Origin of the sequence: Bartonella sp. AC535YNZD, from assembly GCF_042196625.1 — a bacterium.
In the GTDB taxonomy this organism is placed as follows: domain Bacteria; phylum Pseudomonadota; class Alphaproteobacteria; order Rhizobiales; family Rhizobiaceae; genus Bartonella.
The window spans coordinates 77,651-101,484 of sequence record NZ_JBHIQP010000005.1; the positions used below are offsets into that span (position 1 = coordinate 77,651).

Sequence of the window (23,834 nt, forward strand, 5' to 3'; positions counted from 1 at the left end):
TTTCAGTACTCAAAACTATGTAATAATATAACATTTTGTTGACAAACGTTATATTATTACATAGTTTCCAAAATAATAAGCAACGATGGTAAAAAATATGGATCTGCACTTCAATAAGACAACATTAGGCTATAGGAATAGAATAGCAATAAAGAACTTTTCAGCAAAGTTAAAAGCTGGTTCATTGGTTGCAATAACAGGTGATAATGGCGCTGGAAAATCGACACTGCTAAAAGCTATCGCCGGATTGATTAAACCTCTTAAAGGAAAAATTACAAAACCAAAAAAAAGCCGCATTGCTTATCTTGCTCAGCAATGTCATGTAGATCAAACATTTCCAATTGATGTGAAAACGCTTATCAAAACAGGGTTATGGTCCTTTTGTGGATTATGGAAAAACCAACGCCCTTATGATTCTAAGATTCAGAATGCGCTTGAAATGGTTGGACTCTCAGCACTTGCCACCCGTTCGCTTGAAACATTATCAGGTGGGCAATTACAACGCGCTCTTTTTGCACGTATCATTGTACAAGATGCCAATATTATTTTGCTTGATGAACCTTTCAATGGTGTAGATCATAATACCCAAAAAGACCTTCTTGCACTGATCACATACTGGCAACAGCAAGGACGCACAATTCTCACAGCACTCCATAACCCTCTCATCGTGCAAGAATTTTTTCCCCAAATGATTCAAATTGATCAACAAAACGCCTTTTATGGAGAAACAACACAGTTTTTAAACAACACCCTTCATCACGTTATGCCACCTCTCACATCCAATTCTTTCCCTATTAGCGCACAACAAAAACAAAATCTTCTCATTAATGATCCTCTCTTTCTTAGGTTATAAGACGTGTATGCATTTTTTCTTGCCCCCTTTGTTGATTTCCAATTTATGCAAAACGCTCTTATCGGCTCTATTCTCCTCTCTATTAGTGCTTGTCCTGTTGGTGTGTTTTTGATGCTCCGTGGAATGAGTTTGACAGGAGATGCTATCTCTCATGCCATTCTTCCTGGTGTTGCAACTGCTTTTCTCATTTGCGGCTTCTCCCTTATATCTATGACACTTGGTGGTATTTTTGCTGGCATTATTGTTGCTTTAGCAACCATTTTGATTTCACGAAACAGCTTTCAGAAAGAAGATGCATCCATGACCGTCTTTTATCTTATTGCACTCGCGGCAGGTGTTATTATTATCTCACTGAAAGACTCAACTATTGAGCTGCTTCATCTCTTATTCGGATCGGTTCTTGCACTTGATGCACAAGCCCTTTGGTTAATCACTACTATAATGCTGATTACACTATGCAGCCTTTGTATTTTTTGGCGTGCACTCGTTTTAGAAAGCTTTGACCCCCTCTTTTTTAAATCACTCTCTCCATTGAGTAAATATATTCATATTTCATTGCTTGGACTTGTGGTGCTGAATCTAGTTGGAGGCTTTCAATCACTAGGAACATTACTTTCCGTTGGCATTATGATGATTCCAGCCATTACAGCCCGTTTTTGGTTTTCACGGCTAGGCCCTATTTGCGCGCTTTCCACTCTTTTTGGAATCATTTCTAGCGTAGGTGGTCTCCTGCTTTCTTTTCATCTTTCACTTCCATCCGGCCCTGCTATCATCATTACCGCAGGATTTATTTATCTTGTTTCCTGTTTGATAAGTCCACGTGGCTTTATTGTAGCATGGTTTCCCCACCTCTTTTATACCTCCTCACTTTAAGGAAAAAAACGTGCCTAAATTTGCTCAAAAATTTGTTCTTCTTGGAGCTTTATTGCTTGCCCTTTCTCCATTTTCTGCTTCTGCACACAATAAAATCAAAGTTGTTGCGAGCTTTTCCATTCTTGCAGATCTCATAAAAAATGTAGGAGACAACCATATCTCTATGACCACTTTTGTAGGTCCCAATGCGAATACCCACACTTATGAACCTACCCCTCATGATGCTCAAGCTCTTAGAAATGCTCAAATTATTTTCATCAACGGACTTCATTTAGAGGGGTTCATTGACCGCCTTATCACAGCAAGCGGTACAAAAGCACTTCTTGTCAAAGTTAGTGATAATATACCCCCTCTCGAAATGAAAAAACAAGAACATAATGCCCATCATCACAGCGTTATTGACCCACACGCTTGGCAAACAATTCCCAATGTTGAAATCTATGTGAAGAATATTGCTGCTGCTTTTTGTAAAATTGATCCACAATCCTGCACCAGCTACAAAAAAAATGCCGAAACCTACATCCAAAAACTTAAAATAGCACAAGATACCCTGAAAACAAAAATTGCTACCATTCCTAAAGATAAACGTATCATTATCACATCTCATGATGCCTTTGGCTATTTTGCCAAGGAATATGGTTTTACTATCCTTGCTCCTCAAAGTGCTTCAACAGAAACTGAAGCAACCGCAGCCGATGTAGCCAAGCTTATTAAACAAATTAAAGCGAATAAAGCAACGGCCCTATTCGTTGAAAATATCTCTAATCCTCGTCTCATAAAACAGATTGCAAAAGAAACAGGTCTAACAATTGGTGGAACACTTTATTCTGATGCATTGTCAAACAAAAATGGCCCTGCAGCAACTTATCTCGATATGATGGAACATAATGTGAATACCATCATTGATGCTATCACAAAACATTAAGATCTTCTATAAAAGAGATAAAAAAGAGTTCATAAAATCGTAAGTCTATGGTTATGTTACTAATGATGCCCCAACAGCTATAATTGATAACATTGATATGAAATAAAGTTACTTTTACAGAGAAATTTATACTCTATAGATTCTAAGATAGATAAAGTAAGTAGATTTATTGCCTCATGGTGCCCAAACTGTTAGCAGTAGCATTCTATTTTTCAATGCTTCTTTTACAATAACTCTCGACACTTGAAAGATTCATAAGAAGAATTTGGTGTCTCTTTCTTAAAGTATTTTTATCTATCCAACTTCATTTATAACATGTAAGTAGAATTGTGTATGAATAAAAACCACTTGAAGAAAAAATGCCTCTTATGAAGAGTCTCAACACAATAATTGTTGCAATGTTGGAGACTGAAAGAGAGTATGATGATGGCCAAAGCTTGTATTTTTATACGCATAAAGATGGCAATACACAATGGATTTATGTTATACTATTTATAAACGACTGCGTGAAAAAATAGTTTGAACAACCTAGCAAGATATTTTTTTAAAAAAGTGCGTAAATTGGCAACCCAACAGCCTTCTGTTTAGGTATTCTTTTTGTATGAGAGATGCAATTTTATTCAACGAACGTAAAAAAAATGTGTTCGGCAATGCTTAATCGCCATTATGTAAGAGACATTGGCTTAGATGTTTTTGAAAATCGCAATACTAAATTAAAAGATGAGGCTAAAGATAAAATCTATTTTTTATTTGATGCTTTCATATTCTGCCTAAATTAAGCTGTCTCCTCATTTTAGAAATTACACAAAGCAGATAAGCTTATTCTACTTTAGCATATAAAACTGAATACAGCACTGAACCGTCTTCATATTTGTCTCAAACATACTGCTGTATAAAGTTTAGGTTGATTTATAAGCAACAAAAAAGCACGCGCTTTATAAGAAAATAATATCATAAAACCATTAATAGACTGGCAATATATTGAAAAAATATACCAGCTTTTATAAAATGCTTTGCAAAACAATAATATAACTGCCTTTGTCCCTACTGATTCTTATAGGTGTTCGCACCAATCCCTTATGTTATATTCATAAAGATCTGTTTTAGGATGATCTATAGGCAATTTTTAACTCAAGAATATAGAAAGATCGATGAGATGTTACAGATGTGTTTCATCTGCTTTTATCGCTAAAAGCAATGAAAATTCTAAAATAAGCACACCTTCTATCTCTCAGTGATTTTTTGCAACTTATCAGATACCCTTGCTGAGAATTACATAGTGATTTACATGAGAAAAAATAAACTTGCAGCATGCGCGCATAGGTTTCTCTCTAATTTATGTGATTGGTAAAAAAAATAAATGCTTCTTATAGGAGCTCTGAAACTATTTTAGATCATATGGCCAGCAGTAAAATAGAATGCGCCTATTCTCGTAGAGACTATTTAGAACAGCGTCGTATTTTATGGATCAAATAGACTTTTTATGTTAGGGATCAAAGCTCAGATATGGGGCGCATCCTCCCTTATCTATGACTCATTTTTTCTCTCTATTTCTCTCATTTACTTTTATAATACACATAAATTATTACATCAATAAACATATGATAATATGTTGTTTTTTATAACAAAATTATAAATGAGTAAAAATTGGTTAATAAAGATTTATTCTATATTGATATTTTTTTATAATGAAAATGATGTTTGAAAATTATATTCTTCTTATAGACCAAATTTCTTCATATAAATGTTTTGACATTCTCAGCGCCACGGAACAATGGATCATTACCAAAACTGTTAAAATTTTGTTTTTAATCCCATCGGTTACAACCTGAGTTTGTAAATGTAATTGAGCAAGTCAAAACACACCATTATCATGACGCAGCATAAAAGAGAGTCGTATCACATCAATTAATGCTTACTTATTATTTGTGCGCTTTCCTGTGTTTTTATTAAAAGTATGAAAATTCTGATGAGCAACTGTGAAACTTAGTTTTTGACCATAGTCGTGTGTCAAGCGTTCTTTTATTTCAATCGTAAAGATGCTACCATTCCAACGCGTTAAAACATGGCAACCTGTTCCAATAGGCTTGATAAGCTCAATTTTTGTGTGAAAGACAGGCCCTTTGTCTGGATGTTCGCCCAATAAGATGATCTCAGGTCTGAAGGCTAAAAGATCAGTTTCTTCGCCATAAGAAAATGAATGCCCTAAATGTTGTTCTAAGACATGGCGATCAAGAAAATTCATAGGAGGAGAACCAATGAAATCAGCAACAAATGTTGTTGCTGGAGTATCGTAAATTTCCATTGGTGTTCCAATTTGCTCGATAGCTCCTTTATTCAAAACCACTATTCTATCAGCTAATGTCATAGCTTCTAGTTGATCATGGGTAACATAGAGGCTCGTTGTTCCTAATGAACGCTGTAGTGTTTTTATTTCAATACACATTTGCGCCCGTAATTTTGCATCAAGATTTGAAAGAGGTTCATCAAAGAGAAAAACACGGGGTTGACGTACAATCACACGCCCCATTGCAACACGCTGACGTTGTCCTCCTGATAATTGTCGTGGTTTACGATCAAGAAATGGTTCTATCTCCAAAAGCTTTGCAGCATGTGCGATACGTTTTTTAATTTCTTCTTTAGGAGTTTTACGATTTTTAAGACCATATTCTAAGTTTCCACGAACTGTCATATGGGGATAAAGGGCATAATTTTGAAAAACCATAGCAATATCACGATCAGCTGGTTCACGATCATTGATACGTTCGTTATCAATGCATAATTCACCTGAGGTGACTTGTTCAAGTCCTGCTATAATACGTAATAAGGTTGATTTTCCACACCCTGAAGGACCGACAAGAACAAGAAGCTCTTTATCGGCAATAGTTAAGTTTAAATCATCAATGACCAGAATGCCGTTGTCATACTGTTTTTTTATATTTGATAACTGGATTATGGCCACAATTACTTCTCCGTTTCAATAAGGCCTTTGATAAAAAGCCGCTGCATGAAGATAACAACAAGAACAGGGGGAACCATGGCAACAACCGATACTGCCATGAGTATATTCCATTGAGGATCATGTTGAAGTGATTCGACAATAAGCTGTTTTAAAATAATAAGGATCGTTTGATGATTTTGATCCGTTGTGATGATAAGAGGCCAGAGATATTGTATCCATCCATAAATGAACATAATGATAAATAAAGCAGCGATATTACTTTTACTAAGAGGAAGAAGAATATCCTTAAAAAATTTAACTGGACCTGCACCATCAACACGTGCCGCCTCTAAGAGTTCATCTGGAACAGTCAAAAAAAACTGGCGAAATAAAAATGTAGCGGTTGCAGATGCAATAAGTGGAATAATCATTCCACTATAGGTATTAACCATCCCCAATTTTGCAACAATCTCATAGGTTGGAAGAATACGAACTTCGACAGGGAGCATCAATGTAACAAAAATAAGAACAAAAGCAGTTTTTCGGAAGGGAAAGCGCATGTAAATAATTGCATAAGCAGACAAAAGTGAAATAATAATTTTTCCAATACTAATCCCAAGAGCCATAATGAATGAATTCATTAAAAGTGGCCAGAGGTTGGGCAAACCCAGCTGTGCAAGGCCATCACCAAAGATTGTTTTATAATTTTCCAGAGCATATTTCCCAGGCAAAAGAGGAAGTGTTCCTGAGGTAAATGCTGCTGAACTATGAGTTGATGCAATGATAGCAACATAAACTGGAAAGCAAATAATGATAATACCAACAATGAGCGTTATATGGGTTATAACTTTCAAAACAGGGCGATTTTCAACCATAATTTGTTTCCTAATATTGTACACGGCGCTCAATCCAGCGAAACTGGATAAACGTTAAGACAATAACCATCAACATCAATAGTGTTGATTGTGCTGCCGATGCACCGATTATTTGATTTCTAAAGCCATCATCATATACTTTATAGACGAGGATGCTCGTTGCACGCGCAGGACCTCCAGAAGTTGTATTATCAATAATACCAAAAGTATCAAACATAACATAATTGACATTGACAATAAGAAGGAAAAACGTCGTTGGTGAAATTTGTGGGAAGATCACAGTCCAAAATCGTTTAAAGGGACCAGCACCATCAATGGCGGCTGCTTCTATTTGAGAACGCGGAACAGACTGAAGACCTGTAAGAAAAAAGAGAAAATTGTAAGAAATCTGTTTCCAGCTAGCCGCAATGACAATAAGAAGCATCGCTTGAGTGCCATTAATACGATAATTCCATAAAACCCCTATTTTTTCGAGAAGAAAAGGGATAATCCCAATAGTGGGATGAAAGATAAACAACCATAATATACCGGCCAATACTGGAGCAACAGCATAGGGCCAGAGCAAAAGCATTGTATAAGCCTTTTTTGCACGGATGACACGATCAACACAGACAGCTAAGAGAAGTGATATTGTCATTGAAGCGACAGTAACTGAGATGGAAAATACTGCGGTTGTAAGAAGCGATTGCCGATAAGTAGGATCAGAAAGAACGGTTATATAATTTTCAAGACCAATAAAAGTTGTTGTAAAGCCAAAAGGATCTTCGCGTTCAAAGGATGATTTTATTGCCTGAGCAGCAGGCCAAAAGAAAAACAAAAAAGTCACAAGGAGCTGAGGAAAAAGCAACCCGTAAGAAAGGAGACTATTTTTAAAATATGCATGCTTTTCTTGCATTCGTAGGGCTCTTTAAATGTAGAGACTTTAAAAAGATAAACAAAAAGGACTCAACGATTTTTGTTGAGTCTTTAATGTTTAACAATAAAACGAAATTAATGATTGGATTTTTCAAATTCACGCAAGAGTTTATTTCCACGTTTAACGGTTTCATCTAAACCATCTTTCGGTGTTTTTGAACCACGAAGAACAGCTTCCAACTCTTGATCAAGAATAGTACGGATTTGTGGTAAATTACCAAATCTTATACCTTTCGAATTAACTGTTGGAGGATTAAGATTGATCTGTTTAATAGCTATATCAGCACCTGGCGTTTTTTCATAGAAATGTTGTTTTTTGCTTAATTCATAAGTCGCTTTTGTGGTTGGAAGATAACCTGTTTCTTGATGCCACCTTGCTTGATTTTCTGTTTTTGAAAGAAATTTAAGAAAAGCGGCTGCCCCTGCATATTCCTTTGGAGTATGTCCCTTAAACGCCCAAATAGAAGCTCCCCCAATAACTGAATTTTGCGGCGCTCCTTCTGCATCCTTATAGTATGGTAGCATACCAACCCCCACATTAAACTGAGCTTCAGAAACAATTCCAGCATATGATCCTGAAGATTGCATTAAAATTGCACAATTTTGTGCCATAAACATTGGTGTTGAATCTAATGCGCCAGCAGGACCACCATAGCGGAAAATACCTTGATCAGACCACTTTTTCAAGTCAGCCCACATACGCACTTGTAAAGGTCCATTAAATGTAAGTTCTGAATCAAATCCTTTAAAGCCATTTTCCTTCGTTCCAAAAGGAACATTATGCAACGCTGAAAAGTTTTCTATACCAATCCATTGAGCTGCATAAGTCATTGTAAAACCACACGTTGCCGCTTTAGTTTCAAGAATTTTTTTGGAAAAATCTTCTATATCTTGCCACGTTTTAGGAGGCTGTTCTGGATCAAGCCCTGCTTTTTTAAAGATATCTTTGTTATAATAAAGGATTGGTGTTGAAATATTGAATGGCATAGAAACCATATGCCCCTGTTCATCGGAGTAATAGCCACTAATAGCAGGAAAATAATCTGTAGGATCGAACTCTTGTTTTGTATCAGCCATAAGTTGATAAAATGGATAGATTGCGCCTTTTGCTGCCATCATAGTTCCAGTACCAACGTCATAAATTTGAGCGAGCACCGGCTGTTTCTTTCCACGAAATGCTGCAATGAGTGAAATCAAACCCTCTTCATACTCACCGCGATATGAAGGAATAACTTTATATTCAGATTGACTCGCATTAAAATCGTTAATGAGACTTTCAGTTTCCTTTCCTAGTTCACCACTCATAGAATGCCAAAAGCTAATTTTTGTCTGCGCGAAACCTTCTGTTATTCCCGCTGTTGTTATTATGATAGCAACCGTAGCTACTATGGAAAGATAAAAACGACTCATGATTCACCCTTTCTGAAGTGATGGAATACAAACTACCCCTAAATTTATAGTATCACACATGAACATGCCATGCCGATTTTATTATAAAAATATGCTGGCTCATTTAAACAGGAACCACCAAAAGGTCAAATGAATTTGTTTAGATTTATTCGTTTTCTTTTATAAGCTTTCTTATGTATTCATGAGTCATTCGATTGTAAATATTTAAAAAATGAGAAGGTTTAAATAAACAAGGAAATAGGTAAAAAGATATATATCGTAAATGTTATTCAATGACTATTGTAATATTTGAACTTACTTTTTAAAAAAAGAGTTGTTTATTATTTTGTTATTTGTCTTATAACTTTCGATTTATGCCTTAAAACGGTGTTGATACTACATTGAACAAAGAGATAAATAGACTTTTTCTTAAAATGAAGAAAATTATTTTAAAGTATTTAATGGCCTCCTTCCCTGATAATGGGGTCATGCCCTTCATGCAAAACAAAACGGCTTTGTCTTACAAAATTTTCATGCTGTTAAAAAATCTTTCAATACATCTATATCTCATGATAGCTTCTATAAAATGGAATATTAAAGTCCCTCCACTAAAGTGTATAAAACTTTTTGCACGCCATCATTCTTATGCTTCAAAAAGTGAAAAACAGCACCACTCTATGAACCCTCATGCTTCAACAAGTCTTGCATTTGAGAATGTTTAAATGAAAATTTTTATTCTTTTCTCACGAGATATTTATCCACACACCAAGCCTACTTGTAATGTGCAAGTGAATGATTTTGATTGATCCATTGTAAAAAGATTTGAAATGAAAAAACCTTATATGTTAAGAATTCTCATTCAACATGAAAAACTATTAATTATCATTATAAATTAATGTGTTATTGTTACGTGTAAAAAAATATTTCTTGTTTTCTTCCATTAAGCTCGCTTTATGAAGGTACAAGGATTTCTTTTATAAGGTATATATTTTTTACCTTTGTGCTCGCAATGTCAATGCAAGATCAGGTTGATCTGTCGTAATATAATGTACAGGCATATCAAGCCAATGTGATAACCGAGCTTTTCCATTAATTGTCCATACCCCTACAATAAAATCAGCCTCAAGAGCTGATTCAATAAAATCCTGTGTAACAATAGAGCCATTTAAACTTAGATCAGTATACCCCAATTGTTTCCATTCAGAAAAATGACGGTGCATATCACCTTCAAAATTATCAACACATGGACCAGATGGTATTCCTGCCTCAATAAAAGGACGAAGAACTAAAGGATCAAAACTAATTGCAGAAACCCGTTCTGTTAAATTGCGGCTTTTTATGAGCGCAAGCGCTTTTTGAGATAATATTGTTTCACGCTCCACTTCACCACATGTTTTGATTTCAATATGTAACGCAACATTCGTTGGTGCTAGAAGATCAAGCACCTCTTCTAATAAAGGAGGTGCTTCTCGGCTACCTTTCACGCAGAGTTGTTTGCGTGTTTCATTATCAATGTCGTGAATATATCCCTTTTTGCCAACCAATTGGTCTAGATGAAAATCGTGAAAGACAACCACCTCACCGCTTTTTAGCAAATGAACGTCGCATTCAACTTCATCAACACCTAACGCTATAGCATTATTAAATGCCGAAAGGGTATTTTCAGGATAAAGATGAGCTCCTCCACGGTGTGCAACAATTTTTTTCTCAGACATGCAAAATTTCATACTTCTCACTTTTCAATATATTGACGTACAGATTTTCAGATAAAGACTTATATCAACATGAAAATGCACAATAATTTTTAAATATTTTTTCTACATTTTTCTGAATATCAAACCCTCAGTCATATTTTATTCTGAAAAAGGCTTATCCTTCATTTCAATTATTCCCATTCAATGGTACCAGGAGGCTTTGAGGTTACATCATACACAACACGATTAATTCCTCTAACTTCATTAATAATACGTGCTGCTGTCTTACTTAAAAATGCCATATCATAGGGATAAAAATCAGCGGTCATTCCATCTACAGATGTGACAGCGCGAAGAGCACAAACAAATTCATAAGTGCGATCATCCCCCATAACACCAACAGTTTGAACTGGAAGAAGAACAGCAAAAGCTTGCCAAATTTCATCATAAAGTCCGGCCTTACGGATTTCCTCAAGATAAATAGCATCTGCTTCGCGTAAAATTTCTAATTTTTCACGTGTTACAGCACCTGGACACCGAATTGCAAGGCCGGGACCTGGAAAAGGATGGCGACCAATAAACTGCTCCGGTAGCCCTAACTCTCGCCCTAGCGAGCGAACTTCATCCTTAAAGAGCTCACGCAACGGTTCTACAAGTTTCATCTTCATCTGTTCTGGTAGTCCACCCACATTATGATGGCTTTTAATGGTTACCGTTTCACCAATAGCAGACACACTCTCAATGACATCTGGATAAAGTGTTCCTTGTGCTAAAAACTCTGCACCTCCTATTTTTTTCGTTTCTTCTTCAAAAACTTCAATAAAAAGGCGACCAATTGTTTTGCGTTTTTTTTCTGGATCTGTCTCACCTTTTAAAGCATTAAGAAACACATCAGCAGCATTAACGTGAATAAGCTCTATATTATAGTGATCACGAAAGAGCGTGAGAACTTCTTCAGCTTCATTCTTGCGCATCAGCCCATGGTCTACCAAAATACATGTCAGTTGATCTCCTATGGCTTCATGAAGGAGTACCGCTACAACAGATGAATCCACTCCCCCTGAAAGACCACAAATCACACGACTTTTCCCAACTGTTTGTCGTATTGTCGCAATTGCCTGCTCACGATAAGAAGCCATTGACCAATTACCTTTAATAGCAGAGATCTTATGAACAAAATTTTGCAAAAGTTTTGTACCATCTGGTGTATGGATAACTTCAGGATGAAACTGTACCGCATAAAAATGCCTTTTCTCATCAGCAATAGCCGCATAGGGAGCACCTTTTGAGGTTCCTATGACACGAAAACCTTCTGGTAAAGCTGCCACACGGTCACCATGGCTCATCCATACTTGATAACGAGAACCTTTTTCCCACACTCCACCAAAAAGGGCACTCTCTTCTTGAACTTCCAAAAAAGCGCGCCCAAATTCACGCTCATGTCCAGCTTCAACCTTTCCTCCAAGCTGAATACACATGACTTGTTCACCATAGCAAATACCCAGAATCGGAACACCCGCCTCAAAAATTTCCATTGGAGCACGCGGAGAGCCCTCATCAATAACGGAATAAGGACTCCCTGATAAAATAATAGCTTTAGGATTTATGCGGCGCACAGCTTCTAAAGCCAATTGAAAAGGAGTAATTTCACAATACACTCCCATTGCTCGTACCCTTCGTGCAATAAGTTGTGTAACTTGTGAACCAAAGTCAATAATAAGAACAGTGTCTGGATGTGATATGCTCATAGAAAACCAATCAACAATTGTAAAAGAAAACTCATGAGAGTTATGATTCAATCTTTCTCTTTTCACAAGCCTGTTTTCTTAAGAAAAAGATTATTCTCGTAAAGTTTATGATAAAAAGTGTAAAAATATGGATCAATGTTTTTTTTGCAACACAGATAAAAAGAACCCATCTGTTTGTGTTGTGGCCGGCGACAAAGTAAGTCCATAATTTGAAAAAACTGGTTGCACAGGAGAAAAACTAAAATGTTTCTGCCAAAGCGCTGGCATATCTATTGGAGAAAAATGAGAATGTTGTTGAAGGAAATGGGAAATTTGTTCCTCATTTTCATCTGTAAAAAGAGAACAGGTAATATAGATTAGGCGCCCATTTGGCTTAAGATAAGCTATCGCTTCATTCAAAATATCCCTCTGTTCTGTTTGGCGTTGTTTCACCTGTTCTAATGTTAAACGCCATTTCGCATCTGGACGACGACGCCATGTTCCTGTCCCACTACATGGTGCATCTAGTAGAACTCTATCCATCTGGCCTATTAATGGCTTCAATTCTTCTTTTTGTGCTCGTACTTGGACATTACGAACACCAGCGCGTCGAAGACGATCAAAAATAGGAGCTAGGCGTGCTTTATCAGAATCATAAGCATAAATTTGCCCACGATTGTTCATATCAGAAGCTAAAGCTAATGTCTTTCCACCAGCACCTGCACAATAATCTAATACCTGTATGCTCTCTTGCGCTTCTACAAGATGAGCAACAATTTGAGATCCTAAATCCTGTATTTCAAAGTATCCTTTTTGAAAAGCTGGTTCCACTTGAACATTGGGATGACGATTAAACTTTTCAATCGGTGCAATTCTTAAAGCTTGCCCAAACCATGGAAAAGATTTAAGTTTGGTTTTTGCTAATTCTTTCAGCACCTTTTCTGGTGTTGCCTTTAGGTTATTTACCCGTAGGTCTAAAGAAGGACGCGTTGCTAACGCAGCCGCTTCAGTGATCCAATTATCACCAAATAAAGGACGCAGATGCGCTTGACACCATTGCGGAATATCACCACGAATATAGTCTGGAGCATCCACTAATTGCTGACCTTGCCACGATTTACGCTGTTTAGCCCCTAATAACTGCGGTGCAAACCGATCTTCTGCCAACTCACCGTCAATTTGCTCCAGCGTCATTTTTCCAGAATCTAATAAGGCACCAAAAACGATATCTCGGATATCATCACTCTCCATACGCCATTGTAAAGAATAACGTCGTCTTAAAACATCATAAACGATTGTACCAATGGCTGCACGATCACCTGCTCCAGCAAAGCGATGAGAAAGACCCCAATCCTTTAAAGCTTCTCCTACTGGGCGATGCTTCATTTCTATCTCTTTGAGAATATCTATTGCTGCTTGCAAACGCCCACCTAATCGCACTCATTTCTCCCATTAAAATAATAAAATTTTAAATCATCTAAAAAAATAATATTATCTTCTTCTTGCCAATGAAACCTTCTCAAAGCCATAAAAATTTACATTCAATATTAAAATTATCTGATCAAACTTTTTATAAAACCCAATTTAGAGTATCTAGATTTCTCCCTTTATCGTTTTGCCCATTTCCTTTTTATCCTTCTACCTCTTATACTAAAAGATACGTAGCCATCCATAAAGAACTTATTTCCGCCATGCATTATGCAAAAAACAACCTCTCTATCATTGTGTAAAATAAAATTTACGAAGATTATCTGAATAACAGAAAAAGCAAATATCTCCCATCTTTTGATGGCTATCCTTCTGAAAAAATAGAAAAAATATTTTCATAAAATTAAACAAGTTCATCTGACGCTCATCAAAAAATTAACTTTTTAGAAAATGCTTGGAACCACTATTTGGCATGACCGTTTTTACTCTACTGGCAACTGCCAGGAAATTTAAAAGGAGAAAATAATGACTTATAATAATGGAAAAACAACTTCATCTAAAAGCCGTCATAATACAATGCCCTCAAACAACGGAAAGAAATCCGTCCAAAGTGATCAGACAAACACTCGCCAACGTGCGTCAAAGACTGGACGGAAGACAACAAAAAGTTAATTCTAATTGTATATAACTTATTTCACATAGTCTAGAAGAAAGAATTAGAGTTTTAGTCTCTAATTCTTTCCTTTTAGGATTTTATTCCAAATCACAAACAGAAAGAAGAACAGCCTCTCTTTTTTGTTCTCGGAAGATTTTATATTTATGCAATATGATGCTAGACTCTTATTTCTTCAAACAGGCCCACGATAGTTTGGACTCTCCCGAGTGATAGAAACATCATGCGTATGACTTTCATGGAGTCCTGCATTCGTAATACGAACAAACGTTGCTTTTTCACGAAACTCTACGAGATCTTTTGCCCCAACATACCCCATCGAAGCGCGAAGTCCACCAGCAAGCTGATGTAGAACTGATGCTATAGGACCTTTATAAGCCACCTGCCCCTCCACACCTTCAGGAACCAACTTAAGTTCATCACGAACGTCATCTTGAAAATAGCGATCAGCCGATCCTCGTGCCATAGCACCAACAGATCCCATACCGCGATAGGCTTTAAAAGATCGACCTTGATAAAGATAAACTTCTCCAGGACTTTCTTCTGTACCTGCTAAAAGAGAACCAATCATCGCTGCACAAGCCCCACCCGCTAAAGCTTTAGCAAAATCACCCGAAGCTTTGATCCCACCATCTGCAATTATGGGAATGTCCGCTTTTTCAGCAGCTTCTGCAGCATTCATAATGGCTGCAAGTTGAGGTACTCCGACACCAGCAACTATACGCGTTGTGCAAATAGAGCCAGGACCAATTCCAACTTTTACCGCATCTGCACCACTGTCAATCAATGCCTGCGTTGCTTGAGCAGTCGCCACATTCCCAGCAATAACAGCTGGAGAGGAAGTCATCTTTTTAATTCGTTCAACAGTTTCTAACACACGTTGAGAATGTCCATGTGCTGTATCAATGACCAGAACATCAACGCCTGCGTCAATGAGACGTTCAGCACGCTCAATCCCATCATTCCCAACACTACTAGCCGCTGCAGCACGCAAGCGCCCTTGAGAATCTTTAGCAGCATTCGGATTTAATTTCGCTTTTTCGATATCCTTAACTGTTATCAGTCCGACACAGCGATTCTGTTCATCCACAACTAATAATTTTTCAATACGATGATGGTGTAAAAGATACTTCGCTTCATTGAGTTGAACATTTTCACGCACTGTAATTAAATTTTCATGCGTCATTAATTCATAAATTTTTTGTTTGGGATCCGATGCAAAACGCACATCCCTATTGGTTAAAATGCCAACAAGCCGTCCAGCAGTTTCACCTTTAGCACCATTTTCAACAACCGGAATACCGGAAATACCATGAGAGCGCATCAAAGATTTTGCTTCTTCAAGTGTTGAATCTGGTCCAATTGTGACTGGATTAACAACCATACCAGATTCAAACTTTTTTACTTGGCGAACTTCTTCTGCCTGCTCTGCAGGAGACATATTACGATGAATAACCCCAAGACCACCAGCTTGAGCCATAGCAATTGCCAAACGCGATTCTGTTACCGTATCCATTGCCGCAGAAAGCAATGGCAAATTGAGCTTAATATCCGCTGCAATGCGCGTACTGAGATCCACTTGACTAGGCATAACAAGAGAATGACCGGGTTGTAAAAGTACATCATCAAAAGTTAGTGCCAATGCACCTGTCCCCGTTTCAACAATCTTTGCCATATCAAATTCCTTTTATAATAAAACACCGCAAGAAGCTTTAAACTACAACTGCGGTTCTCATACATGGTAGATTGGCAAAAAATTATGCCATGCTACAAACAAAATGAAAAGAAAAATAAATATTTTTTTTAAGTGTGGTTTATAAAGATTTACAATTGTGATTCAATAGGTAACCAACTTATTATTTTTGCAAATGCGCGACGCCAAAAATTGCTTTCTGGCTCATAGTCAATGCTATATTTTTTTTCATTTTCAATAAAATCCCAATAAATACGATTATTATCACCAAGACGCAGATGATAGCTCATTTCCCCTGTGGTTTCTTCAGAAAACAACAAATCTAATCTTTCTGTAATGGGAGCACATTCAAAAAGAATGCCCATTTCTGTATTTAATGATGCTGATCTTGGATCAAAATTTAAAGATCCAATAAAAGCTGTTTTATGATCAATTAAAAAAGCTTTTGCATGTAAACTTGCCTTACTCGATCGAAACAATCGCAACCCATGAGTATTGCCTTCCGCTTTTAATTCATAAAGATTAACACCACTTTTCAACAATGCCTTACGATAAGGTACATAACCACCATGCACTAAAGCTACATCAGTAGCGGCTAAAGAATTTGTCAGAATTTTGACATTAACACCCTTTGAAACCAAATTACTAAAATTCTGCGTGCCAACCTTACCAGGAACAAAATAAGGAGACGTAATCTGAACCGTTTTTTTGGCATTTCCAATAACCTTTGAAAGTGCCTTCATAAGCCAATTACTTGCTTTTTTACGCAATGCTTTTTCTGGAGGATCAGAAAGAACAACAACTTTATCTGCTAAAAATAACCGCTTTCCTGTTTGGATAAAACAACTAAAGTTAATGTGTTCTTTGACATAATCTAAATAAACCTTTGCAACCTTGGAATCCCGAAATTTTCGTAATTTATCTCTCCAATAGCTAAGATCACTTGCGCTTTTAGGAACAACCAAAGTATGAATTGGCAAAACAACAGCACTATTCCAAAAATCATCAAAGATACTTTCCACCTTTTTAACAGAGGGACCGATTAACATCAAATCTAAATCTCGAAAATGAGATTCTTTACCAGCATCAAAATAAGAATCTGCAAGATTACGCCCTCCGACAAAAGCAACCCTACCATCAATGATAAAAGCTTTATTATGCATTCTACGTGTTACAGTAATTGCCCGTAATATAATTTCTAAACCACGGCGTAAACCACCTTGACGCGATCGCCCTGGATTAAACATTCTCACCTCAATATGAGGATGTTTATCTAGCGCAATATAAGCTGGATCACGTGACTGAGCATTAATATCATCCAAAAGAAGCCGTACCCGAACCCCCCGATCAGCTGCTTCAACTATTTCACTTAATAATAGGCGCCCCGTTAAATCATCGTCCCAAATATAATACATCAGATCAAGGCTACGCCCAGCCTCTGCAGCTCCTATTGCACGAACACAAAACGCATCCAAATTGCTGATAATGAGGGAAAGGGCATCTTTATCAATCCCCAATCCATTTTCTTCCTCAGCTAATTGACTGACGATACGATCAAGCTTAGTTTCATCTTTCTGAATAGGTAACGCATAAGAACATTGCCCCCTAGCATTTTTCACAAAACGCCCATAAGTGTAGATTGCCAACATAGATGCAATAAAAAAAAAGAGGACAAAACCAATAATAATCTGTAAAAGAGTCAAAGAGGGCAAACTTTCTATTTTAAACTATCACATCATCAGTAATGCAAACGATAACACTAATCACTTCATCTTAATCGTATAGCAGATAAAATGCCACCTCTTGCTTAAGAGAGTATAAATTTAATATTGATGATACAAAAATTTTAGCGGTAGTATTTAAAAGTTTTTAAAAATGCTTCTCTGTTTTAATAGTTTTAATAAATGCAAACTTAACCAAAACTGTATAAATTGAAACAAACGATTAAAATAGTCACATAAAATTTATATTTGATTTAAATCTACAAAATCATCCTCTATAGATAAATTTTACAATAAATGATTGTTTTCTTAAGATTCCCCCCACGAAATTTATCAAAATCCACTCTATTTTTTTGAAACTCATGCTTGTCATGAGGAGAAATTTGTTATGAATTTTACTTTCGTTCTTGATTTCTTATTGCTCTCAATTCTTCCATTTTTCTATAAAGTGTAGAGCGACCAATATGAAGGCGGCGTGCAATCTCACTCATATGTCCTTTATAATGTTTAACCGCTTTCTCGATAATATCATGTTCCATCTCTGCAAAAGTACGCACATGCCCATCAGTATTCAAAAATTTTATCGATTCTTGTTCATCATCTTCTTGCATATTACCCTCAATGATATTGGGAACATTCATTAATGAATTTCCCATTAATTGCGGAAAATCTCGAACCGTTAATAACGGTCCTTCACTGAGTAAAATCGCACGAAATAAAAAGGTTTCAAGCTCATTTCTATTGCCAGGCCAATCATACTGCATAAGCAAGGAAAGAGCAGAGCCTGCTAAACCATGGACATGTGATCGCCCTGTTTCTGTAATAATGCGATCAATCAAACGTTGTGTGATCTCTGGAAAATCATCCCTTAATTCTCGTAAAGCAGGGACGCTAATAGACAAATGAGAAAATTGTTCAAACAAACTATGCAAAAAAAAGTTCTCATTAACCAAATCCTTTAAACGTGATGTTGAAATAGCAATGATCCGAAAAGGAAAAAAATCTCCTTTTGTATCCCTTTCCCTTTCTTTAAGGTAATGAGCAAACCGTTTTTGCTGTATGGGCTCAAGTCGATCAATATCACAAAGGCAAAGTGTCCCTTTTTCAAGAGAAGAAACCAATGGCAGGAATTCTTTAAACCACTGCTGATTTTCTTCTTCTGGATCAACGATAGCTGAACATTGAAAGCGAATAAAAACACCCTCCGAGAATAATCCCTCATGATGAATAATCCGAGCTAAAGTCTCACGTCCTGTTCCAGCTTCCCCCTCTATCAAAAGATTCTGTAAAGAAGTTGCTGCTTGTCTCGATTGTTCTAACACTATCTGCATAGCCCTACTTTTTACGCAAAGATCAGAAAACCGTAAATGATTCTCTTTTTTTCGCCGAATATCTCGAACCTCATGCTCCAAGGCAGAAATAAGAGCAAGGATATCCAAAGTAACTCTTACGCGTAATAATGTTACTGGATGGATCCAATAATCAATAGCTCCAGCTGTTAAAGCTTTCTGGAGTAAATGCTGATTCTCTTGTTGTGCTATAACGACAATAGGAACAGAAACACCAGCAACTCTAATCATTTTAATCAAATCGCTCACACTCAAATCACTCATAACGACATCAAGGAGTGCGAGCACAATGTTTTTACGCCTGTGTAAAAGATCAATCGTACGGAGACCATTTTCTGCTTCAATGACACGATAACCAAAACCTCGCAGCATAGAAGAAAGTTCTATACGTCTTCCATAATCTTCACTCGCAACAAGAATGGGACCAACCATAATGTCAATAATCTCCTTTGAGACTACTCAGCAGCTTAATATAAAAATTGTTGTAAACCATAAGAAATATTTTACCTCTTGTGTTTCACTTACGAACTTCATCAAGCTGTCAATTAAATACAACATTAAGGCATTTTTTTCCATTTTTTTGCTTTTTCATTGATTTTCATCAAATTTTTCATATTGACTCATGGGATAATTTAATAATGTTATAGAAACTAGAGAGCAAAATAATCTAAATAGAGTGCAATAAATGAAACATACCTATCATATTTTATGTCTTACAATTACCGCCTTGCTGTTAAGTGCCTGTAACTTTTCGCGATATTATAACTCAAATATGCCAACAGGAATTGATGGAAAATGGGTTGATGAGAATGGTATTATTTCCTCCTTCCACAATGGTGTTTTTGAAACACATGCAGCAGATACAGAAGAAAAGCTATCAGAAGGAGCATATAATTATCTCAATGCTCAAAATATAGAAATTGAAATACGCTCTATTCTTCGTGGAACAATCTCTAGAGTCAATTGTACAATGTCATATGACTTCACACAACTTCTCTGCACCTCACCTACAGGAGCACAATTTTTTCTTAAACGAAAATCTTAGACAAAATATAAAATAAAGCTTTTTTTATAAGATAGACAAAATACATACATTAAGCAGGAGGTGTTCCTTTCTCCTCCTGACAGAGAATCTTCTCTCAAATACGTAAAGAAACTGATACAATCTCTATCCGTAGAATTTTCTAAACATTATGAAATGCGTAAAACATTCATTTTCTTCCACAAAATATCAGTAAGGCCACCTCACAATAAAATTGTAACTTTGTATCATTCAATCTATTTTAACCTAAAATAACATTTATTTGATAGGGAACCTTAATCTAAGCAGCACCAATACGCAAAAGATCATGAAAATGGACAATTCCTATCGGTTTTTTATCTTCAACCACGAAAAATGCACCAATCTGATGATCATTAATAAAAGCTGTTGCTGCACCAACAAGTGTATTTGGCTTTACAACTTTAGGAGCTTTGGTCATCACCTCGTCAACATTAAATTTTGATAAATTAAAATGAATGTTACGTGCAAGATCGCCATCAGTTACAATTCCGATTAGTTCACCTTCTTGATTCACAACACCAACACAACCAAAATGTTTTTCCACCAAAACATTCATCGCTTCAGTCATAGCTGTTCCCTGCATAACCAGAGGAATACTATCACCCTCATGCATAATATCACACACGTATTTAAGGCTTGCACCAAGAGAACCACCAGGATGATATATTTTGAAATCCGTTGCGGTAAAACCACGCATTTCTAAAAGAGAAACCGCTAATGCATCTCCCATTGCCAATTGCATAATTGTTGAAGTTGTAGGGGCTAAACCATGGGGGCAAGCCTCTTCTATCTTTGGTAATAATAGCACAATATCAGCTTGTCGTCCTAACACAGAATGCTCATTTGATGTCATTGCAATAAGAGGGATACGAAAACGTGCAGCATAGCTCATAATACCACTTAACTCTTGAGTTTCACCAGACCATGATAAAGCAAGAATAACATCATCAGATCCAATCATACCAAGATCACCATGATTGGCTTCTGCAGCGTGCACAAAAAAGGCAGGTGTTCCAGTTGAGGCTAAGGTTGCTGCAATTTTTGTGCCTATATGACCACTTTTTCCAAGACCAGTAATGACCACATGTCCACGCGCATTTCTAATAGTTTGAACAACCGCTTCAAAAGAAGAAGAAAGACTTTCCAGAAGAGCTTTTTCAAGAGCTTCAAGCCCCTGCTTTTCACTCGCAAGTGTTTTAAGCGCTGATGCTACTGCACCTTGCAAAGCCATATGAGGAGACGGTATTGTCATAATCAAATTCGATCAATAAAATTAAGTGAGAGATCTATATCACTTTTCAACATTAATGGTTTCTAGTAAATTTTTCAATGAAGCAGAAACGTGGCTGTGCATATCAGCGCGTGCTAAAGAAAATGCAACGTTGGCTTCAATAAAACCAGCTTTAGAACCGCAATCAAAAGTGCGCCCTTTTACTTGCAACCCCCAAAAATCTTGCTCATTTGAAAGCCGTATCATAGCATCTGTTAATTGAATTTCATTTCCTGCTCCTCGTTCTTGAGTGGAAAGAATATTAAAAATTTCTGGCTGCAAAATATAACGTCCATTGATGTACAAATTTGATGGTGCCGTTCCTTGTGCTGGTTTCTCTACCATTTTTGTGATTTCAAAACCATTTGCAATCTGTTTGCCTTTCCCAACAATACCATATTTATGTGTTTCTCTAGGATCGCATTCCTGAACTGCTATAATATTTCCCCCACCTGTTTTTTCATAAAGGCTCATCATTTCAGAAAGACAGCCCTTTTTCGCCTGTATCAACATATCGGGTAATAATAAAGCAAAAGGTTCCCCTGCAACTAATTCACGCGCACACCAAAGAGCATGCCCTAATCCCAAAGGTTGCTGTTGCCGAGTGAAAGAAGTTGACCCTGGTAATGGCTGTAAACGGTATAAGTTTGCAAGATCTTCTTTCTTTCCACATTCAGCAAGTGTCGTGTATAATTCAACTTGCGCATCAAAATAATCCTCAATGACTGCTTTGTTGCGTCCAGTCACAAAAATAAAATGCTCAATACCAGCTTCCCTCGCCTCATCCACAACATATTGAATAACAGGTTTATCAACAACTGTTAGCATTTCTTTAGGAATCGTTTTTGTCGCAGGAAGGAAACGCGTACCAAGACCTGCTACTGGGAATACTGCTTTCCGGATTTTACGCACACTCACCCTCCTCAATGAATTCATATAACTTTTTTGTTTTATTTATCATATGTTTTTACGAAATGGTAAAAAAGATATCTTATTGTTTTGATTATCATTATAATAGGCAATCAAAAATGTAAAAAGAATCTGAGAATTTATTGAAGGAATTAAAACGAATTATTTATTTCAGTTTTTTCCTATTCTTGATCATATTATCGATTAAACTAAATACAAAATAAAGTTATTGCACATCTAATGAATTGAATATTAATGGGGATTTCAAAATGCAAAAAACAGAATTGAAGAGTTTCTCTTTTTTTTTAGAGAAGTCAATAGCTTGGAGACCCCTTGTCACTGGCTCTGCCATTCTTTTGTCTGCTTTTTTAATGTTTTTTGCATCATTTTCACATGCGGATAGCGGATTTAAACACTGGATTAAAGAGTTTAAAAAAATAGCTATTGCTCACAATATTAGCCCTTCTACGTTTCATATGGCATTTAAAGACATTAATGCCATTGATCCAGAAGTTTTAAAAAGCGCCGCATACCAACCGGAATTTATTGCTCCTTCATGGAACTATTTCGATAATCGTGTCCATGATATTGCTATTATAGAAGGACGGCGCCAAGCAAAAAAATGGAATAAATGGCTTCTTCAAATTGAAGAACGTTTTGGTGTTGACCGTAATATTCTGCTTGCTATTTGGTCAATGGAAAGCAATTATGGAAAAATTTTAGCCAATAAAAGTGTCATGCATGATACCATTCGCTCGCTTGCAACCCTAGCCTATGCCGATAAAAAACGCGAAAAATACGCACATACACAACTTATTTCTGCTATGAAAATTCTACAAAGTGGTGAAATTAAACGCTCTCAACTCACTGGATCTTGGGCCGGAGCATTGGGACATACACAATTTATTCCAAGCAGTTATCTCGCCTATGCTGTTGATATAAATCAAGATGGACGGCGTGATATCTGGAACTTTGTTCCAGATGCTCTGGCTACTGCTGCTAATCTTCTTCACAAAAATGGCTGGCAACCTAATCTTATTTGGGGAGTAGAGGTAAAAGTGCCGCAGGGAAAAAAACTTCCTGAAGGCTGGTATTCCTTTGAACAATGGAAAAAATTAGGTGTAAAATACGCTAATGGGCATCCTCTTCCTACATTAGCTGAACAAGCAATGTTAAAATATCCAGATGGAGAAAAAGGACCTATATTTTTAGTCACAAAAAATTTCTTTGTTCTAAAACGTTATAATAATGCAGATCGTTATGCTCTTGCCGTTGCCCTTCTTGCTGATCGCATTGCTGGACGGCCTGGATTAGTGCATGATTGGCAAAGACCTTTTCAGCCTATTACCTTCCAAGAATGTAAAGAACTGCAATCTCGCTTAAGTGCATTGGGATATTATAAAGGAGATATTGATGGACAAATCGGAACAGCCTCTCGCAAAGCAATCAAAGCTTTTCAGCTGCATTACGGTCTAAAAGAAAATGGATATCCATCATCTCAAGTGCTTTTTCTCCTTCGCCAACAATAATGGAGAA

At 36.7% G+C, this 23,834-nt stretch carries 18 protein-coding genes; 6 read left to right on the plus strand and 12 right to left on the minus strand.

The window, feature by feature from the left end:
- The first annotated feature begins 97 nt into the window (after window positions 1–97).
- From ACFIM8_RS04625 to ACFIM8_RS04635, 3 genes are read left to right on the plus strand one after another with little or no spacing between them, the layout of a single operon-like run.
- Complete coding sequence (locus ACFIM8_RS04625; protein ID WP_375606766.1) at window positions 98–853, plus strand: ABC transporter ATP-binding protein; 756 nt, start codon at window positions 98–100, stop codon at window positions 851–853.
- A 3-nt stretch (window positions 854–856) separates the two neighbouring features.
- Window positions 857–1,726, plus strand: a complete 870-nt coding sequence (locus tag ACFIM8_RS04630) for a metal ABC transporter permease (protein WP_375606765.1) — start codon at window positions 857–859, stop codon at window positions 1,724–1,726.
- A gap of 10 nt (window positions 1,727–1,736) precedes the next feature.
- Window positions 1,737–2,651 carry a metal ABC transporter solute-binding protein, Zn/Mn family gene (locus ACFIM8_RS04635; RefSeq protein WP_375606764.1) on the plus strand — a complete coding sequence of 305 codons (915 nt, stop codon included), beginning with the start codon at window positions 1,737–1,739 and terminating at the stop codon, window positions 2,649–2,651.
- Between the two features lie 1,915 nt (window positions 2,652–4,566).
- On the opposite strand, the gene ACFIM8_RS04640 is transcribed toward ACFIM8_RS04635, so the two are convergent.
- The 7 genes from ACFIM8_RS04640 to ACFIM8_RS04670 form a co-directional block, all read right to left on the minus strand.
- Window positions 4,567–5,613, minus strand: coding sequence for a sn-glycerol-3-phosphate import ATP-binding protein UgpC (locus ACFIM8_RS04640; protein ID WP_375606763.1), 1,047 nt, complete (start codon window positions 5,611–5,613; stop codon window positions 4,567–4,569).
- Between the two features lie 2 nt (window positions 5,614–5,615).
- Window positions 5,616–6,467, minus strand: coding sequence for a sn-glycerol-3-phosphate ABC transporter permease UgpE (gene ugpE, locus ACFIM8_RS04645; RefSeq protein ID WP_375606762.1), 852 nt, complete (start codon window positions 6,465–6,467; stop codon window positions 5,616–5,618).
- A gap of 10 nt (window positions 6,468–6,477) precedes the next feature.
- Window positions 6,478–7,362 (minus strand): sn-glycerol-3-phosphate ABC transporter permease UgpA, encoded by an 885-nt coding sequence (gene ugpA / locus ACFIM8_RS04650; protein ID WP_375606761.1) that lies wholly within the window; start codon window positions 7,360–7,362, stop codon window positions 6,478–6,480.
- 95 nt (window positions 7,363–7,457) lie between these two features.
- Window positions 7,458–8,792, minus strand: coding sequence for a sn-glycerol-3-phosphate ABC transporter substrate-binding protein UgpB (ugpB, locus tag ACFIM8_RS04655; RefSeq protein ID WP_375614578.1), 1,335 nt, complete (start codon window positions 8,790–8,792; stop codon window positions 7,458–7,460).
- A 971-nt stretch (window positions 8,793–9,763) separates the two neighbouring features.
- Window positions 9,764–10,486, minus strand: coding sequence for a glycerophosphodiester phosphodiesterase (locus tag ACFIM8_RS04660; RefSeq protein WP_375606759.1), 723 nt, complete (start codon window positions 10,484–10,486; stop codon window positions 9,764–9,766).
- A 170-nt stretch (window positions 10,487–10,656) separates the two neighbouring features.
- The gene (guaA, locus tag ACFIM8_RS04665; RefSeq protein ID WP_375608103.1) at window positions 10,657–12,213 is read right to left on the minus strand and encodes a glutamine-hydrolyzing GMP synthase; all 1,557 of its coding nucleotides are present in this window, start codon (window positions 12,211–12,213) and stop codon (window positions 10,657–10,659) included.
- Window positions 12,214–12,345: 132 nt separating this feature from the next.
- A complete protein-coding gene (locus tag ACFIM8_RS04670) occupies window positions 12,346–13,632 on the minus strand; it encodes an RsmB/NOP family class I SAM-dependent RNA methyltransferase (RefSeq protein WP_375614579.1) in 1,287 nt (428 codons plus the stop codon).
- 513 nt (window positions 13,633–14,145) lie between these two features.
- On the opposite strand from ACFIM8_RS04670, the gene ACFIM8_RS04675 reads away from it, so the two are divergent.
- A complete protein-coding gene (locus ACFIM8_RS04675) occupies window positions 14,146–14,292 on the plus strand; it encodes a hypothetical protein (protein ID WP_273722522.1) in 147 nt (48 codons plus the stop codon).
- Between the two features lie 176 nt (window positions 14,293–14,468).
- Here ACFIM8_RS04675 and guaB read toward each other — a convergent pair whose 3' ends face one another.
- The 3 genes from guaB to ACFIM8_RS04690 all read right to left on the minus strand — a co-directional run bounded on the left by guaB (window position 14,469) and on the right by ACFIM8_RS04690 (window position 19,488).
- Window positions 14,469–15,968, minus strand: coding sequence for an IMP dehydrogenase (gene guaB / locus ACFIM8_RS04680; protein WP_375606757.1), 1,500 nt, complete (start codon window positions 15,966–15,968; stop codon window positions 14,469–14,471).
- A 149-nt stretch (window positions 15,969–16,117) separates the two neighbouring features.
- Window positions 16,118–17,689, minus strand: a complete 1,572-nt coding sequence (locus ACFIM8_RS04685) for a phospholipase D family protein (protein WP_375606756.1) — start codon at window positions 17,687–17,689, stop codon at window positions 16,118–16,120.
- A 413-nt stretch (window positions 17,690–18,102) separates the two neighbouring features.
- The gene (locus tag ACFIM8_RS04690; protein ID WP_375606755.1) at window positions 18,103–19,488 is read right to left on the minus strand and encodes a sigma-54-dependent transcriptional regulator; all 1,386 of its coding nucleotides are present in this window, start codon (window positions 19,486–19,488) and stop codon (window positions 18,103–18,105) included.
- Between the two features lie 253 nt (window positions 19,489–19,741).
- On the opposite strand from ACFIM8_RS04690, the gene ACFIM8_RS04695 reads away from it, so the two are divergent.
- Window positions 19,742–20,101 carry a hypothetical protein gene (locus ACFIM8_RS04695; RefSeq protein ID WP_375606754.1) on the plus strand — a complete coding sequence of 120 codons (360 nt, stop codon included), beginning with the start codon at window positions 19,742–19,744 and terminating at the stop codon, window positions 20,099–20,101.
- 277 nt (window positions 20,102–20,378) lie between these two features.
- Here the strand turns inward: ACFIM8_RS04695 and ACFIM8_RS04700 are convergent, their stop codons facing one another.
- Entirely contained in the window at window positions 20,379–21,371 is a 993-nt protein-coding gene (locus tag ACFIM8_RS04700; protein WP_375608011.1) for an SIS domain-containing protein, read from the minus strand.
- A 39-nt stretch (window positions 21,372–21,410) separates the two neighbouring features.
- A complete protein-coding gene (locus ACFIM8_RS04705; RefSeq protein ID WP_375608010.1) occupies window positions 21,411–22,301 on the minus strand; it encodes a UTP--glucose-1-phosphate uridylyltransferase in 891 nt (296 codons plus the stop codon).
- A 266-nt stretch (window positions 22,302–22,567) separates the two neighbouring features.
- On the opposite strand from ACFIM8_RS04705, the gene ACFIM8_RS04710 reads away from it, so the two are divergent.
- On the plus strand, window positions 22,568–23,827 hold the full coding sequence (locus ACFIM8_RS04710; protein ID WP_375608009.1) for a lytic murein transglycosylase: 1,260 nt from the start codon (window positions 22,568–22,570) through the stop codon (window positions 23,825–23,827).
- The last annotated feature ends 7 nt before the right edge of the window (window positions 23,828–23,834 follow it).